We start from the raw sequence: 14,641 nt of genomic DNA, 5'->3' as shown, positions 1-14,641 counted from the left end.
AGGGGGCTTCTACATTGGGGGCATGAAAACCTTTCGCTCCTACTCCGAAGTGCTGGCCTCGATTGGGCAGGAAGTCGCCGTCAGCGACTGGATCACCATCACCCAGGCCCAGATTCAAATGTTTGCCGACGCCACGGGCGATCAGCAGTGGATTCATACTGATCCCGAGCGAGCTGCCCAGGGCCCGTTCGGCGCGCCGATTGCCCATGGCTTTCTCACGCTGTCCCTGCTGCCGAAGTTCTTCGAAGGCACTTTCAAGATCGAAGGCGCCAAGATGGGGGTGAACTACGGGCTCAACCGTGTGCGCTTCATGGCTCCCGTGCCTGTCAACAGCCGCTTGCGGGCGCGCATGACCTTGCAGGCGGCGGAACGCATCGAGCCTGAGGGGATTCAGATGACCTGGCTGGTGACGGTGGAGCGCGAAGGCAGCGACAAGCCTGTATGCGTGGCCGAGTCGCTGGCGCGCAGCTTTGGTGCGGCGGCCTGATTCGCAGCGTGATTTTCAAGCCATGAAAAAAGCCCCTTGGCTTGCGCCTTGGGGCTTTGTTATTGAGCCGCACCTCGCAAAGCAGGGTGCTGCGCAGAGTCCGTCATTCGCCATAGTTGTCCAGCAAACCGGCCTTGCCTGCGGCAATGGTTTCCTGGCGCACTTGCTCACGGCTGAGGTTGCTGGATTGCTGTTGCTGGGACAGGGGCAGATAGGCATCGCCAACGAGCTGCAGCTGGCCCTTGGCCATGGCGTCCTGCACCTGGGCATTGACTTGAGCACGGGTCAGGGTGGATTGACCTGCAACTTCGGGAGGGTAGTGATCGCCGGTGAAGTCAAAGCTTGCAGCCTGTGCAGCGGCGGCGGACATGGCCAGGGCGGCAACGATGGCAAAGCGGTTGGCGTATTTCATGATTCGTCCTTTGGTACGTCGGGCCTGCAGTCCTGGCGGATATCGTCGGTCGGCTGCAAGTCCATGAGTCGTACTTTAGGACGATCTAATCAGGAGAAAAACCCCCTGTTGCGCAACTTATTGTTCCGAAATTAGAGACAATAAGCGGGAACTTAAAGCGCAGTCTTGGGCTCTGCAAGGGCAGCACCCGCGAAACCCTGCTGGCGCCAGGCTTCAAACACCGTCACGGCCACGGCATTGGACAGGTTCAGGCTGCGTTGAGAGGCCAGCATGGGCAGGCGCAGTCGCTGCTCGTTGGGGAACTGGGCGCGTACCTCGGGCGGCAGACCCTTGCTTTCAGAGCCAAAGACCAGCCAGTCGCCCGCCTTGAATTCCATGGCATGGGCCGGACTGCTGCTGTGCGTGGTCATGGCAAACATGCGCTCGCGCCGGGGCTGGCAGCTGTCGATGAAGGCGTCCCAGCTGGCGTGGCGGGCCACATTGGCGTACTCGTGATAGTCAAGTCCGGCACGGCGCATATGCCGGTCTTCCATGGAAAAACCCAGTGGCTCGATCAGATGCAGGCTGCAACCCGTGTTGGCAGCCAGACGGATGACATTGCCCGTGTTGGGGGGAATCTCGGGTGCCACAAGAACGATATGAAACATGGGGCGCTATTGTGCCGCCCGGCTGTTAGCTGCGCTGCCGGCCCCGCAGTTCCAGACTGGCAGATATGGGTCAAGGCGTGCGCGCCAGCACGACGGCACTGACCGAGGCGGCACCCGCCGAAAGCAGGCAGCGGGCCAGTGCATCCAGCGTGGCGCCGGTAGTCATCACGTCGTCCAGCAGCAAGATCGCTTGCCCTTCAATCAGGGCCTTCCGGGCAGGGTCGAGGCTGAAGACATTGCGCAGCTGGCGCAGCCGCTGCTCCCGGCTGGAGGCATGCTGGGGTAGCTCCAGATGTCTGCGCTGCACGACCCCGCTCAGCAAGGGCAAGCAGGTGTCGTACTGCTCGCTGAGGGCGCGTGCCAGCAGCAGGCAGTGGTCAAAGCCACGCTCGCGCACGCGCTCATCGGAGGCCGGCATGGGCAGCAAGGCAGCGCAGGCCCGCAACTGCTCTCTGACTTCGGGGTGGCTGGCCATCAGCCTGCCCAGACTGCGCGCCAACCCCAGGTCGGCCTGAAATTTGTAGCGCGTGATGAGGTCCTGCCAGGGATAGGCATAGTCCAGCACGGAGGTACAGCGTTTGAGCCGGGGCGGCTGCTTGAGGCAGCTGCCGCAGAGGCTGACCAGGGAGGGCAGCGGCAGGGCGCAGCTATGGCAGCGGTGCTTTTGCCGGGCCCAGCGCGCCTGGCAGTCGTGGCAGATGCGTGGTCCGGGCCAGCGTCCGCAGACTGCGCACTGGCTGGGCAGCGCATCCAGCCAGCGCTGCTGCTGGCGGTGCAGGCGCGAAAGCCATGTCGCATGAAGGTCGGGCATGGAATCAATATACTCGCGCCGCATTGATCTTCTTTCCGGCAGCTGGTGAGCGGAACGCTTCTTCAACCATCTGCCCGCTCCTGTCTGCCCATGTCCCACGCCCTGCCACCCACAATTGACTCCATCGCTGCAAACCATTGGCAAATGGCCGCTCCGGCCGAATCTCCCTGGTTGCACGAGGAGGTGGCCAGCCGCATGCAGCAGCGCCTGGACTGGATCGTGAAGCCGCCAGAGACCTGGTGCCACTGGGAGCCGGTGCGGGGTGGCATGCAGGCACACCATCTGCTGCGCGAGCGCTATCCGCAGGCCGAATGCACGATCCATGAACCCGTGGCCCGCCGCGAGGCCGTGGCGCAGGACAAGCTCGGCAGCCGCTGGTGGCAGCTCTCGCGCTGGAAGGGGGCGGCAGTGCACGTGGCCGAGCCGGTTGACGGCAGCATGGACATGCTCTGGGCCAATATGCTGCTGCATACCGCAGCCGACCCGCAGACCCTGATCGAGCGCTGGCACAAGGCGCTCAAGGTCGATGGCTATGTCATGTTCTCCTGCCTCGGGCCGGATACCGTGCAGCAGCTGCACAGGCTCTACGCCGAACTCGGCTGGGGGCCGGCAGGTCATACGTTTACCGATATGCATGACTGGGGCGATATGCTGGTGCACTCCGGCTTTGCCGAACCGGTGATGGACATGGAGCGCATCACCCTGACCTTTGCCACGCCGCAGCGTCTGCTGCAGGAGCTGCGCGAACTGGGCCGCAATTTCCACCCCGGTCGTTTTGCCGGCCTGCGCGGTCGCGGCTGGAAGGCCGGGCTGCTGCAGAAAATAGAGCAGCACTGGGCCGACAAGCAGCCCGATGGACAGCTCTCGCTGACCTTCGAGATCGTCTATGGTCACGCCTACAAACCGCAGCCCAAGCTGCGTCTGGAAGCCAATAGCGCCGTGTCGCTGGAAGACATGAAGGCCATGCTCAAGCAGCCGCGCAACACGGGTTTGCGATAGCACATCTGTCGTTTTCCGGTCATTGATTCGACACAAAGCTGCCTACAATTTCTCCTAGTTACTTCATGGATAGCAGCAATCCTTCGGGCTTCTCTCCTGCCTGAAGGAAAACAGACAGTGCGGCCCAAGCCGCCAGGGGGGGATATCGGGTGTTTCGCTTTGCCAAGGGGACTGGCCAGCGGGTTCGACAGCGGCCGGTTTTCGCATTTCATCATCACCACAAGCCAGCCTCCTGCTGCGCTGATGCATCCCTGTGCCCGGCGGTGGCCGCGGTACAGCAGCGTCCCATCTCCCTTCTTCCTGTCCTGGCTGCCAGGCCAGTTTCAGCCATGTCCGGCGTTTGCCGTGAGGTGCGCTTGCCAGTACGAGTTTCAAGTCCGGTCAGGCTTGCCTGTGCAAGCCCGGTTGGCATGGGTTTCCGGTACATGCATTAGTGAATGCGCGCAGACAGTGCTATCAAATTCTGGGGCATGCTGCGTTGAAGTTCGCGAGGTAGTGTGAGTGTCACAGCCTTTCGGCCGGCAGCGGCGGAAGCGGTGTGAGCGAGTGGACAACTGAGGCTTTGAGGTAAGTGAAAACGATGAAAAACATTTCCACCAAGCTGGTTCCCTGGAGTTTGGCCTTGGCGGCGTGGGGCAGTTCCATGGCCTTTGCGGCGCAGGATCTGCCGGGAGGCCCTGCCGTCAACCAACTCAATCTGCATCCGCCTGTGACACGCATTGCCGTGGAGCAGCACTGGCTGCACTGGATGATGCTCATCATCTGCACGCTGATCTTCATCGCGGTGTTCGGGGTGATGTTCTATTCCATCTGGAAGCACCGCAAATCCCAGGGAGCCAAGGCCGCGAACTTCCATGAATCGGTCAAGGTGGAAGTGGCCTGGACGGTGGCTCCCTTCATCATCGTGATCCTGATGGCGCTGCCTGCCACCAAGGTGCTGGTGGCACAGAAAGACACGACCAACGCCGACCTCACGATCAAGGCCACCGGCTACCAGTGGAAATGGGGCTATGACTATCTGAGCGGCGAGGGCGAAGGCCTGGGCTTTGTGTCCACGCTGGATAACGCCCAGCGCCAGATGTCCAACAGCGGCGATGTGAGCAACGCGCCCAGCGACTACCTGCTGAGAGTCGACAACCCGCTGGTCGTGCCCGTGGGCAAGAAGGTGCGCATCATCACCACGGCCAACGATGTGATCCACTCCTTCATGGTGCCGGCCTTTGGCATCAAGCAGGACGCGATTCCCGGCTTTGTGCGCGACACCTGGTTCAAGGCCGAGAAGACCGGCGACTACTACGGTCAGTGTGCCGAGCTGTGCGGCAAGGAACATGCCTACATGCCCATCCATGTGAAGGTGCTGTCTGCCGAGGCTTACAGCGCCTGGGTGGGCGAAGAAAAGAAGAAGCTGGCTGCCAAGGCCGATGATCCGAACAAGGTCTGGGTACTGGCCGATCTGGTGGCACGTGGCGAAAAAGTCTATGCCGCCAACTGCGCAGCCTGCCACCAGGCCAATGGCAAGGGAGCCGGTCCCATCAAGCCGCTGGACGGCAGTCCCGTGGTGCTGGGCCCCACAGCCGACATGTTGCATGCGGTGCTCGAAGGCCGCGCCAACGGTGCCATGCCGGCCTGGAAGCAGCTGAGCGACACCGAGCTGGCCGCAGTGGTGACCTTTGCCAAGAACCACTGGAGCAACCAGACCGGCCAGTTGGTGCAGCCGGCCCAGTTTGTGGCTGCGCGCGGCGGCAAATTCCCTGAAGGCGGCGGAAGTGCGGCACCCGCAGCTGCGGCTGCCGACTCTGCCGCTCCTGCGCAAGGTGCAGCCGCTGCCGCCAGTGATGCAGGCCCTTATCAGGTCTTTTTCGAGACCGGCAAGAGCGCGCTCGACGATCAGGCTCAGGCTGCGGTGAAGAAGGCGGCCGAGTACTGGAAGGCCCACAAGGACGGCAAGATTGCCCTGTCGGGCTTTGTGGACTCCACCGGCAACGCCGACAAGAACGCGGAGCTGGCCAAGGAGCGAGCCAAGGCCGTGGCCAAGCTGCTGGAGGACAGCGGCATTGCGGGTGACCGCATCGAGCTGCGCAAGCCCGAGACCATCACGGCTGCGGCAGGCGCGGACCAGCAGGCACGCCGTGTTGACATCACGGCCGCGAAGTAAGCCCCGGGTATAGAGACCGATTGGAGAAAAGAATATGAGCGCCGTAGTTCCTCCCGTCCACACCCATGAGGGCCATGGTCACGACCATGGGCACGACGACCATCACCACGCCATGCCCTCGGGCTGGCGTCGCTGGCTGTTTGCCACCAATCACAAGGACATCGGCACGATGTACCTGCTGTTCTCCTTCACCATGCTGATGGTGGGAGGCATTCTGGCCATGCTGATCCGCGCCGAGCTGTTCGAGCCCGGCCTGCAGATCGTCAACCCCGAGCTGTTCAACCAGCTGACCACCATGCACGGCCTGATCATGGTGTTCGGTGCCATCATGCCGGCCTTCGTGGGCTTCGCGAACTGGATGCTGCCGCTGCAGATCGGTGCTTCAGACATGGCGTTTGCACGCATGAACAACTTCAGCTTCTGGCTGCTGATTCCTGCCGGCATCATGCTGGTGGGCTCGTTCTTCATGCCCGGCGGTGCGCCCGCGGCCGGCTGGACGCTGTATGCCCCGCTGACGCTGCAGATGGGTCCGTCCATGGACACCAGCATCTTTGCCATGCACATCATGGGCGCCAGCTCCATCATGGGCGCGATCAACATCATCGTCACCATCCTGAACATGCGCGCGCCCGGCATGACGCTGATGAAGATGCCGCTGTTTGCCTGGACCTGGCTGATCACCGCCTATCTGCTGATCGCCGTGATGCCGGTGCTGGCCGGCGCCATCACCATGACGCTGACCGACCGCCACTTCGGCACCAGCTTCTTCAACCCTGCAGGCGGTGGCGATCCGGTGATGTACCAGCACATCTTCTGGTTCTTCGGCCACCCCGAGGTCTACATCATGATCTTGCCGGCCTTCGGCATCGTCAGCCAGATCGTGCCAGCCTTCAGCCGCAAGAGGCTGTTTGGCTACACCTCCATGGTCTATGCCGTGGCGGCGATTGCCATCCTGTCCTTCATCGTCTGGGCGCACCACATGTTCACCACCGGCATGCCGGTCACGGGTCAGCTGTTCTTCATGTACGCGACCATGCTGATCTCCGTGCCCACGGCCGTGAAGGTGTTCAACTGGACGGCCACCATGTGGCGCGGCTCCATGAGCTTTGAAACCCCGATGCTGTTCGCCGTGGGCTTCATCTTCGTGTTCACCATGGGCGGCTTCACGGGACTGATCCTGTCCATGGCGCCCATCGACATCCAGTTGCAGGACACCTATTACGTGGTGGCCCACTTCCACTATGTGCTGGTAGCCGGTTCGCTGTTCTCCATGTTCGCCGGCTATTACTACTGGTCGCCCAAGTGGACGGGCGTGATGTATTCCGAAACGCGCGGCCGCATCCACTTCTGGGGCTCGCTGATCTTCTTCAACATCACCTTTTTCCCCATGCACTTCCTGGGTCTGGCCGGCATGCCGCGTCGCTATGCCGACTACCCCATGCAGTTCGCCGACTTCAACATGATTGCCTCCCTGGGCGGCTTTGGCTTCGGTCTGATGCAGGTGTATTTCTTCCTGTTCGTCGTCTGGCCCGCGATGCGCGGTCATGGCGAGAAGGCGCCGCAAAAGCCCTGGGAAGCGGCCGAAGGCCTGGAGTGGGAAGTGCCTTCTCCAGCTCCGTTCCACACCTTCGAGACGCCTCCCAAGCTCGATGAAACCGCCACCAAGGTGATCGGCTGAGGAGGCGCGCATGACGACACAGGCACAACGCAAGGCGAACCGGAGGCTGGGGCTGATCCTGGCCTCCACGGCTGCCGTGTTCTTTATCGGCTTTGTGGTGAAGATGGCCTAGCTGCATTGAGGCAGGCCGATGGCAACCGAGTGAAGGAGCTTGAGGTGAGCATAGCCAAGGAAAACGCGAAGATGGTGGGCAAGCTGGCGATCGTTGCCCTGGGCATGTTTGCGTTCGGCTATGTGCTCATTCCCATCTACAAGCATATCTGTGAGTTGACGGGCATCAACATCCTGTCGCTGTCCGAAAAGCAGGTACCCGGTGCCGGCGTGGCGGGCCGCGACGTGAAGCTTCCGCCCAACAGCCAGATCGACACCAGCCGTACCATCACCGTGGAGTTCGATGCCAATGCACGCGGGCCCTGGGACTTCAAGCCGGCCAAGCGTTCGGTGCAGGTCCATCCCGGCGAGCTGGCCACGGTGATGTACGAATTCCAGAACGTGCAGAACCGGCGCATGGCCGCCCAGGCCATCCCCAGCTATGCGCCGCGCCAGGCCACGGCCTTCTTCAACAAGATGGAGTGCTTCTGCTTTTCGCAGTACACGCTGGAGCCCGGCGAGAAGCGTGAGTGGCCGGTGGCCTTTGTCATCGATCCGCGCATCTCCAAGGATGTGAAGACCATCACGCTGTCCTACACCTTCTTCGAGGTGGGCGGCAAGACCCCCGCAGCGCCTGAAGGCAGCACGGCTGCAGTCATCACGCCCGGAGGCAGCTCATGACGCAGGACGCCAAGAAGACCGGTTTCTGGCGCAGCATCGTGGCCGTCGCCTGGGCCATGCTGGGCGTGCGCAAGGGCAAGGAGTACGAGAAGGATTTCGCCAGCATCACGCCGCTGCATGTGATTGCCGTGGGGCTGGTGGCGATTTTTGCCTTGGTATTAGCGTTGATATGGATCGTCAACCTGGTCGTTTAGCCTCTGGCTGAGGGCAGGTGTGGCGAATGCAGTGCCAGTGTTAGTGGAGCGTCGGTCAGAACAACGATCAACAGAGTCAGGAGCCGAGTGATGAGTGCAATCCCGCAGGGCGCAACCCCTTACTACTATGTGCCAGCCGAATCCAGCCACCCAGTGATGGCGGCCATCGGCCTGTTCTTCGTGATTCTGGGTGCCGGCACCTGGATCAACGGCCACGAATGGGGAATGTATTCCCTGTTCTTCGGCCTGGTCTGGTGGTTGGCCGTGCTGTTCGTCTGGTTCCGCGATGCGGCGCGCGAGAGCGAGGCCGGGCTCAACAGCCGCAAGATCGACCTGTCCTACCGCTGGAGCATGAGCTGGTTCATCTTCTCGGAGGTGATGTTTTTCGGCGCCTTCTTCACCGCGCTGTGGTGGGCGCGCGCGCACTCGGTGCCGGCACTGGGCAGTCTCGCCAACGAGCTACTGTGGCCCAATTTCCAGGCCGTGTGGCCCAGTGTGGCACCCGGTGCCACGGCGTCGCCCGCGAATATCGTCGAGCCGTTCAAGACCGTGGGGCCGTTCTGGCTGCCCACCATCAACACGGCGCTGCTGCTGACCTCGGGCGTGACGCTGACCATCGCCCACCATGCGCTGCAGGTCAACAACCGCGCGCGCTGCATCAGCTTCATGTGGATGACGGTGATTCTGGGCTTCGTCTTCCTCTGCGTGCAGGGCTACGAATACCACCATCTCTACAACGACTACAACCTCAAGCTCAACTCGGGCGTTTTCGGCTCCACCTTCTACATGCTGACGGGCTTTCACGGTTTCCACGTGCTGGTCGGCATGCTGATGCTGTTCTTCATCACCATCCGCCTGATGAAGGGGGACTTTACCGACAAGCACCATTTCGGCTTTGAAGGTGCGGCCTGGTACTGGCACTTTGTGGACGTGGTCTGGGTCTTCCTCTACATCCTGGTGTACTGGATGTAAGACTATCAAAAATAGAAGCGCCTTACGCAAGTCCAGCATTGATTTCAGCATCAAATAGCAATGAAATCAATGAATGGAAAGCGCAAGGTGCTTTTATTTTGATAGTGCCAAAAGGCGCTGCGCGCAACCGGCTATTGCCCAGGCTGCCAGCCCGTGGGCTGTATCCAGCCCAGCTTGGCTGCCATCAGAACGCAGAGAAACAGCGCAACCGACAAAGCCACACGCAGGGCCAGGGCGCGAAACATCTTGCGGCTGCGCTCGGCATCGTCGGCCTCCGAGCTTTCGCCGCCGTCGCCCCTGCGCATCATGAAGAACAGCGCACTGCCAAGGCTCGCCAAGATGGCGAGAAAGGCGAGAATGATCACGAATTTCATGAACGGATTATCTGGTGCGCATTTCCCGATTTCCAGACCTCTGGCGGTTTCTACTGATTTCTGCGGCGGCCCTGGCCTGCGTGGCCGTCACTGCATCGCTGGGCTTTTGGCAACTGAGCCGGGCAGCGCACAAGCAGGCTGTTTTCGATGCCATCGAGCGTCAGCAGGCGCTGGAGCCCTGGCACAACGCAGAGCTGGCCGCCGAGGTGGCTTTGGCAGCCGAATCCACCGGCGAGGCACAGAAGGCGACGCTGCTGCATAGACCCGTGCAACTGCAGGGCCAGTGGCTGGCCGAGCAGACCCTCTTTCTGGACAACCGGCAGATGCAGGGCCGGGCCGGCTTCTATGTGCTCACGCCGTTCAGGCTGAGTGCGCCTCACGCGAACAGGGTTGTCGTCGTGCAGCGCGGCTGGGCACCGCGCAACTTCATGGACCGCTCGGTCCTGCCAGAGGTGCAGACGCCCGCAGGCACGGTCAGCATCGAGGGCCGGCTGGAGGCGCCACCGTCCAGGCTGATGGAGCTGGAAACGGCTAATGGCGGGGCAGACCCTGATGAGCAACAGTCGCGCATCCGACAGAATGCAGACATTGCCCTGTGGGCGCAGCAAGGCGGCTTGCCGCTGCTGGCCCTGAGCGTGGTGCAAAGCGGCAGCGCCAGCGAAGGCTTGCTGCGCGACTGGCCGCAGATCAATGCCGGTGTGCAAAAGCACTACGGCTATGCTTTTCAGTGGTTCGGACTCAGTGTCTTGGTGGTGTTGCTCTATGTCTGGTTTCAACTCGTCCGACGCTTTTACCCCCGCCGCCGCGCAGCGCAGCCCGGGGGATGAGCCGCTGAGCTTTGCGGTCCACAGCCTGCCCGATCCCTCGCAGAGCCAGGCACGGCAGATGCAGGCGCGCAGCGGTCGCTGGAAGATGCTGGCCGTGCTGCTGGTCTGTGCGGCGCCGGTGCTGGCCTCCTACTTCACCTACTACGTGTTGCGTCCCTCGCAGCAGCGCAGCTATGGCGAGCTGATTGCCGAGCAGCCCGGCCTGCCCGATGTGCAGGTGCAGACGCTGGACGGGAGCAGCGTGAATCTGGGCAGCCTCAAGGGTCAGTGGTTGCTGATCAGCACCAGTGCCGGGGACTGTGGGCAACGCTGTCAGGATCATCTCTATCTGCAGCGCCAGCTGCGTGAAACCCTGGGCCGTGAAAAGGACCGGCTGGACTGGGTCTGGCTCATTGATGACCAGCAGCCCGTGCCCGAGGCCATCCTGCCCGCAGCCGAGCAGGCGACAACGCTGCGCGTGCCGGCTGCGGTCATCGGCAACTGGCTCAAGCCCGAGGCCGGCCATGCGCTGGACGAGCATCTGTATGTGGTCGATCCCCAGGGCCACTGGATGATGCGCTTTCCTGCCGATATGGGCAAAGCCACGGCCGGCAAGGCCAAGCGCGATCTGGAGCGGCTGCTGCGCGCCTCTGCCTCCTGGGATGAGGCCGGGCGATCCACGGCCGACACGGCGCAGAAATAGCTGTTGAAACCCGCGATAGCCGGCTTTCGCAAAGCGCTATCAGCGATCTGAATCATGGTCAGCGAGGAGGGCCGCATGCAGGCAGACATCTCGGAGTTGAAAGTGGTTGTTCCAGACGCCATGGCGGCTTCCTCGCGCTGGGCGCAGTACCACGCGCTGACCAAGCCCAAGGTGGTGCAGCTCATCGTCTTCTGCGCCTTCATCGGCATGGTGCTGGCTGTGCCTGGCGTTCCCAGCTGGCAGGACTGGGGCCGCATGCTGGCGGCCTGCACAGGCATCTGGCTGGTGGCCGCGGCGGCAGCGGCGTTCAACTGCCTGGTCGAGCGCAGTATCGATGCGCGCATGAAGCGCACGGCCTGGCGGCCCACGGCGCGCGGCGAGCTCTCGCATTCCCAGGCCCTGCTGTTTTCGGCCTTGCTGTGCGCCGCAGGTTCCGCCGTCTTGCTGCTGGCGGTGAATGTGCTCACGTTGTGGCTGACGCTGGCCACCTTCATCGGCTACGCCGTGATCTACACCCTGGTGCTCAAGCCCCTGACGCCGCAGAACATCGTCATCGGCGGGGCATCGGGCGCCATGCCGCCCGTGCTGGGCTGGGCGGCGATGACTGGACAGGTCGGCCATGAGGCCTTGCTGCTGTTTCTCATCATCTTCCTCTGGACGCCGCCGCATTTCTGGGCGCTGGCGCTGTACCGCGTGGAGGACTACCGCCGCGCAGGTCTGCCCATGCTGCCGGTCACGCATGGCAATGCCTTCACGCGGCTGCAAGTGTTTCTCTATACCCTGGTGCTGTTTGCCGGCTGTCTGCTGCCTTTTGTGGTGGGCATGAGCGGCTATCTCTACCTTTTTGCCGCAGTGATTCTGGGGTTGGGCTTTTGCGGTTATGGTTGGGCACTGCTGCGCAACTACTCGGATGCGCTGGCACGCAAGACCTTCCGCTTTTCACTGATCCACCTGAGCCTGCTGTTTGCCGCGCTGCTGGTGGATCACTACCTAGCCTGACCGACCATGGATAAACGAGCTGCGCTGCGCGCGATGGGCGCCGCAACACTGGCCTGCACGGCCGCATTCGCACTGACCGCCTGCAAGGACGATAGCAAGCCCAAATTTCAGGGCGTGGATGTGACGGGCGCAGACTACGCCAAGGACATTCCGCTGACCGATGTCGACGGAAAGAAGCGCAGCCTCAAGGACTTCTCGGGCAAGGTGGTGGCCGTGTTCTTCGGCTACACCCAGTGCCCCGATGTCTGCCCCACCACGCTGCAGGAACTGCTTGAGGTCAAGCAGGCGCTGGGCGCCGATGGCGACAAGCTGCAGGCCGTGTTTGTCTCGCTGGACCCCGAGCGTGACACACCGGAGGTGCTCAAGGCCTATCTGGCCAACTTCGACGAGAGCTTTGTGGGGCTGAGCGGTACGGCCGACGAAATTGCAGCCGTGGCCAAGGACTTCAAGATCTTCTTCAAGAAGGTGCCAGGCAAGGTCGAAGGCACCTACACCCTGGACCATTCGGCTGGCACCTATCTTTTCGATCCCCAGGGCCGCTTGCGCGTGTACGAGCGCTATGGCGCGGGACCGCAGCTGCTGACCCAGGACGTCAAGGCACTGCTGGGCTGAAGCAAAGCACCCAGGGCCGCATGGGCCACGGGTGCCGGAGTTTCTTGAAATCTGTTGTTACATGTTGGTGTTTGATATAGCGCAAGGGGAGCCCGTGATGCCGCGCGCATAGTGGGCGCCTTCAAACACTTGGCAAGGCTCGATCCGGCTTCCGGAAGCCGGGCATGCAGGCCGTGGATGCGGCATGGAGAGTGGCTGCACGCAGGAACGCCAGAGTGGATGTCTGGAGCTTGCGTATGGCCGAGTGCCCTTTTTCCTCGATGCTCAAACCCGTGTCTGAACTGGCGCTGGCGGATTGCCAGCGCCGTTTGGGACTAGCCATGTCGGCCCGGCAGGAGGGGGTGAGTCTTTCCGTCATGTTGAGCCGGCGCGAGCGCCAGGCGCTGGACGCCGCGCCCGACGGCATTTTGCTGGTGGAACGTGACGGGAAGATGGTGACGGCCAACGCCGCCATGCTGGCCATCTCCGGCTATGAGCGCGACGAGCTCGAAGGCCGGATGCTGGACATGCTGCTGCCGCCCGAGTTTCAGGCAGGGCATGGCCAGTATCTGAACAGCTATTTTTCCCGGCCATCGCGCCGGCCCATGGGTCTGGGCGGCGTGCTGTGGCTGCAGCGCAAGCAGGGCAATGCCGTGCCGGTGGACATTGCCCTGGGCTATTTCGGGGATGACGACAAAGGCCTGGCGATTGCCTTTGTGCGCGATGTGACCGAGCTGCATCAGATGCAGCAGCGCCTGAAGTTCCAGGCCACCAAGGACACCTTGACCGGACTCAACAATCGCTGGCAGTTCGGCCAGGAGCTGCAGGAGCAGCTCAAGCTGGCGCAGGCCGGGGGCGAGGCCCTGGCCCTGCTGCAGCTGGATCTCGACAATTTCAAGGCCATCAACGACGGCTACGGACATGCCGCTGGTGATCAACTGCTGAGAGAGGTCGCCAGGCGGCTGAAGTCCCAGTTGCGCAGCGAAGGCACTCTGGCGCGCCTGGGGGGTGACGAATTCATGGTGCTGCTGGTGGGCGAGAACGCGACCCGAGCCCGGTTCTGGAGCGAGCAGATACTGGCGGCGCTCTCCATCCCCTTCAGGCACGACGGGCTGGCACTGGATTTCGGTGCCAGCGTGGGCATTGCCCTCTATCCCGACAATGCGCAGACCGGCGACGACCTGATGCGCTTCGCCGATATGGCCATGTACAGCGCCAAGGCCCAGGGACGCGGCCACGCGGTGTTTTTCGAACCCGGCATGGGCAAGGAAATGGCCGAGCGTGTGCAACTGGCCGAGCGCTTGCGCATGGCGCTCAGCTATGGTGGCCTGCAGCTGCATTACCAACCCCAGGTCAAGGTCGAGGGCGCCACGGTGGTGGCGGTGGAGGCCTTGCTGCGCTGGCATGATCCGCTGCTGGGCAATGTCAGTCCGGCGCGCTTTATTCCGGTGGCCGAGGCTTCGGGCCAGATCGTGGCTCTGGGCAACTATGTGCTGGACGCCGCCTGCAAGCAGATCGCCCTGTGGCTCAAGGCTGGTACGCCGTTGCGGGTGGCGGTCAATCTCTCTGCCTATCAGCTGCGGCAGGTGAATCTGGTCGAGCAGGTCAGAAGCTGTCTGCAGCGCTATCAGGTGCCGCCGCAATGGCTGGAGCTGGAGGTGACCGAGTCCCAGGCCATGATCAATCCCGATCAGGGGTGTGAGGTGCTGCAGGGGCTGGCGCGGCTGGGGGTGACGATTGCACTGGATGATTTCGGCACCGGCCATTCTTCACTGGCCTATCTGCAGTATTTGCCGCTGCAGCGCGTCAAGCTGGGGCGGGAATTCCTGTTTCCCTCGCCCAGCCGTGACAGGTTGATGGGTGGCATTGTGCATATGGCCCATGCACTGGATCTGGAGGTGGTGGCCGAAGGCGTCGAAGAGGCCGATCAGCTGCAGCTGCTGCGCGATATCGGCTGCGAGTTTTTCCAGGGTTGGCTGCATTCGCGCGCCATGCCTGCCGAGCAGGTGCGGGACTGGCTGGCGGCGTGACGCAAAGAGTGT

General features: G+C 62.4%; 17 protein-coding genes. 13 read left to right on the top strand and 4 right to left on the bottom strand.

Annotation, left to right across the window (positions count from 1 at the left end; genetic code table 11):
* Positions 1-22 precede the first annotated feature (22 nt).
* Positions 23-487 carry a MaoC family dehydratase gene (locus tag O987_RS22815; protein WP_034366233.1) on the top strand — a complete coding sequence of 155 codons (465 nt, stop codon included), beginning with the start codon at positions 23-25 and terminating at the stop codon, positions 485-487.
* A 103-nt stretch (positions 488-590) separates the two neighbouring features.
* On the opposite strand, the gene O987_RS22810 is transcribed toward O987_RS22815, so the two are convergent.
* The 3 genes from O987_RS22810 to O987_RS22800 form a co-directional block, all read right to left on the bottom strand.
* Entirely contained in the window at positions 591-899 is a 309-nt protein-coding gene (locus tag O987_RS22810) for a DUF4148 domain-containing protein (protein ID WP_003051774.1), read from the bottom strand.
* A gap of 152 nt (positions 900-1,051) precedes the next feature.
* Entirely contained in the window at positions 1,052-1,546 is a 495-nt protein-coding gene (trmL, locus tag O987_RS22805) for a tRNA (uridine(34)/cytosine(34)/5-carboxymethylaminomethyluridine(34)-2'-O)-methyltransferase TrmL (RefSeq protein ID WP_003051777.1), read from the bottom strand.
* 70 nt (positions 1,547-1,616) lie between these two features.
* The gene (locus tag O987_RS22800) at positions 1,617-2,357 is read right to left on the bottom strand and encodes a ComF family protein (RefSeq protein WP_034400239.1); all 741 of its coding nucleotides are present in this window, start codon (positions 2,355-2,357) and stop codon (positions 1,617-1,619) included.
* Between the two features lie 90 nt (positions 2,358-2,447).
* Between O987_RS22800 and O987_RS22795 the strand changes: the two genes are divergently transcribed.
* The 7 genes from O987_RS22795 (at position 2,448) to O987_RS22770 (ending at position 9,126) form a co-directional block, all read left to right on the top strand.
* Positions 2,448-3,356, top strand: a complete 909-nt coding sequence (locus tag O987_RS22795; RefSeq protein WP_029158807.1) for a class I SAM-dependent methyltransferase — start codon at positions 2,448-2,450, stop codon at positions 3,354-3,356.
* Between the two features lie 580 nt (positions 3,357-3,936).
* Positions 3,937-5,511 (top strand): cytochrome c oxidase subunit II, encoded by a 1,575-nt coding sequence (gene coxB / locus O987_RS22790; protein ID WP_043374952.1) that lies wholly within the window; start codon positions 3,937-3,939, stop codon positions 5,509-5,511.
* 34 nt (positions 5,512-5,545) lie between these two features.
* Positions 5,546-7,189, top strand: coding sequence for a cytochrome c oxidase subunit I (gene ctaD, locus O987_RS22785; RefSeq protein ID WP_003051784.1), 1,644 nt, complete (start codon positions 5,546-5,548; stop codon positions 7,187-7,189).
* A 10-nt stretch (positions 7,190-7,199) separates the two neighbouring features.
* Entirely contained in the window at positions 7,200-7,301 is a 102-nt protein-coding gene (locus O987_RS29590; protein WP_235214207.1) for a cytochrome oxidase small assembly protein, read from the top strand.
* Positions 7,302-7,345: 44 nt separating this feature from the next.
* Positions 7,346-7,960 (top strand): cytochrome c oxidase assembly protein, encoded by a 615-nt coding sequence (locus O987_RS22780; RefSeq protein ID WP_003051788.1) that lies wholly within the window; start codon positions 7,346-7,348, stop codon positions 7,958-7,960.
* On the top strand, positions 7,957-8,154 hold the full coding sequence (locus O987_RS22775; protein ID WP_003051791.1) for a DUF2970 domain-containing protein: 198 nt from the start codon (positions 7,957-7,959) through the stop codon (positions 8,152-8,154). The genes O987_RS22780 and O987_RS22775 overlap by 4 nt, the downstream gene beginning before the upstream one ends.
* A 90-nt stretch (positions 8,155-8,244) precedes the next feature.
* A complete protein-coding gene (locus O987_RS22770) occupies positions 8,245-9,126 on the top strand; it encodes a cytochrome c oxidase subunit 3 (RefSeq protein ID WP_003051795.1) in 882 nt (293 codons plus the stop codon).
* Positions 9,127-9,257: 131 nt separating this feature from the next.
* On the opposite strand, the gene O987_RS22765 is transcribed toward O987_RS22770, so the two are convergent.
* Positions 9,258-9,500, bottom strand: a complete 243-nt coding sequence (locus O987_RS22765) for a twin transmembrane helix small protein (RefSeq protein ID WP_003051797.1) — start codon at positions 9,498-9,500, stop codon at positions 9,258-9,260.
* 14 nt (positions 9,501-9,514) lie between these two features.
* On the opposite strand from O987_RS22765, the gene O987_RS22760 reads away from it, so the two are divergent.
* The 5 genes from O987_RS22760 (at position 9,515) to O987_RS22740 (ending at position 14,629) form a co-directional block, all read left to right on the top strand.
* On the top strand, positions 9,515-10,327 hold the full coding sequence (locus tag O987_RS22760; protein ID WP_043374949.1) for an SURF1 family protein: 813 nt from the start codon (positions 9,515-9,517) through the stop codon (positions 10,325-10,327).
* Positions 10,263-11,009: a hypothetical protein gene (locus O987_RS22755; RefSeq protein WP_080731590.1), complete on the top strand. Its 747-nt coding sequence runs from the start codon at positions 10,263-10,265 to the stop codon at positions 11,007-11,009. The genes O987_RS22760 and O987_RS22755 overlap by 65 nt, the downstream gene beginning before the upstream one ends.
* A gap of 75 nt (positions 11,010-11,084) precedes the next feature.
* Positions 11,085-12,008, top strand: a complete 924-nt coding sequence (gene cyoE / locus O987_RS22750; RefSeq protein WP_050872466.1) for a heme o synthase — start codon at positions 11,085-11,087, stop codon at positions 12,006-12,008.
* A gap of 6 nt (positions 12,009-12,014) precedes the next feature.
* On the top strand, positions 12,015-12,620 hold the full coding sequence (locus O987_RS22745; RefSeq protein WP_019044193.1) for an SCO family protein: 606 nt from the start codon (positions 12,015-12,017) through the stop codon (positions 12,618-12,620).
* A 236-nt stretch (positions 12,621-12,856) separates the two neighbouring features.
* Positions 12,857-14,629 (top strand): putative bifunctional diguanylate cyclase/phosphodiesterase, encoded by a 1,773-nt coding sequence (locus O987_RS22740; RefSeq protein WP_029158805.1) that lies wholly within the window; start codon positions 12,857-12,859, stop codon positions 14,627-14,629.
* Positions 14,630-14,641: the final 12 nt, after the last annotated feature.

The organism is Comamonas testosteroni TK102, from assembly GCF_000739375.1.
In the GTDB taxonomy this organism is placed as follows: domain Bacteria; phylum Pseudomonadota; class Gammaproteobacteria; order Burkholderiales; family Burkholderiaceae_C; genus Comamonas; species Comamonas brasiliensis.
The sequence above is the reverse complement of the archived record's forward strand: the minus strand, read 5'-3'. Positions and strand labels throughout refer to the sequence as shown.

Bases quoted from the DNA above. Each gene is read 5' to 3' on its own strand.
- coxB (WP_043374952.1), top strand. From the start codon at position 3,937: ATGAAAAACATTTCCACCAAGCTGGTTCCCTGGAGTTTGGCCTTGGCG.
- O987_RS22770 (WP_003051795.1), top strand. From the start codon at position 8,245: ATGAGTGCAATCCCGCAGGGCGCAACCCCTTACTACTATGTGCCAGCC.
- O987_RS22740 (WP_029158805.1), top strand. From the start codon at position 12,857: ATGGCCGAGTGCCCTTTTTCCTCGATGCTCAAACCCGTGTCTGAACTG.
- O987_RS22775 (WP_003051791.1), top strand. From the start codon at position 7,957: ATGACGCAGGACGCCAAGAAGACCGGTTTCTGGCGCAGCATCGTGGCC.
- O987_RS22795 (WP_029158807.1), top strand. From the start codon at position 2,448: ATGTCCCACGCCCTGCCACCCACAATTGACTCCATCGCTGCAAACCAT.
- O987_RS22810 (WP_003051774.1), bottom strand. From the start codon at position 899: ATGAAATACGCCAACCGCTTTGCCATCGTTGCCGCCCTGGCCATGTCC.
- O987_RS22800 (WP_034400239.1), bottom strand. From the start codon at position 2,357: ATGCCCGACCTTCATGCGACATGGCTTTCGCGCCTGCACCGCCAGCAG.
- ctaD (WP_003051784.1), top strand. From the start codon at position 5,546: ATGAGCGCCGTAGTTCCTCCCGTCCACACCCATGAGGGCCATGGTCAC.
- O987_RS22815 (WP_034366233.1), top strand. From the start codon at position 23: ATGAAAACCTTTCGCTCCTACTCCGAAGTGCTGGCCTCGATTGGGCAG.
- O987_RS22755 (WP_080731590.1), top strand. From the start codon at position 10,263: ATGTCTGGTTTCAACTCGTCCGACGCTTTTACCCCCGCCGCCGCGCAG.
- O987_RS22765 (WP_003051797.1), bottom strand. From the start codon at position 9,500: ATGAAATTCGTGATCATTCTCGCCTTTCTCGCCATCTTGGCGAGCCTT.
- O987_RS29590 (WP_235214207.1), top strand. From the start codon at position 7,200: ATGACGACACAGGCACAACGCAAGGCGAACCGGAGGCTGGGGCTGATC.
- cyoE (WP_050872466.1), top strand. From the start codon at position 11,085: ATGCAGGCAGACATCTCGGAGTTGAAAGTGGTTGTTCCAGACGCCATG.
- trmL (WP_003051777.1), bottom strand. From the start codon at position 1,546: ATGTTTCATATCGTTCTTGTGGCACCCGAGATTCCCCCCAACACGGGC.
- O987_RS22745 (WP_019044193.1), top strand. From the start codon at position 12,015: ATGGATAAACGAGCTGCGCTGCGCGCGATGGGCGCCGCAACACTGGCC.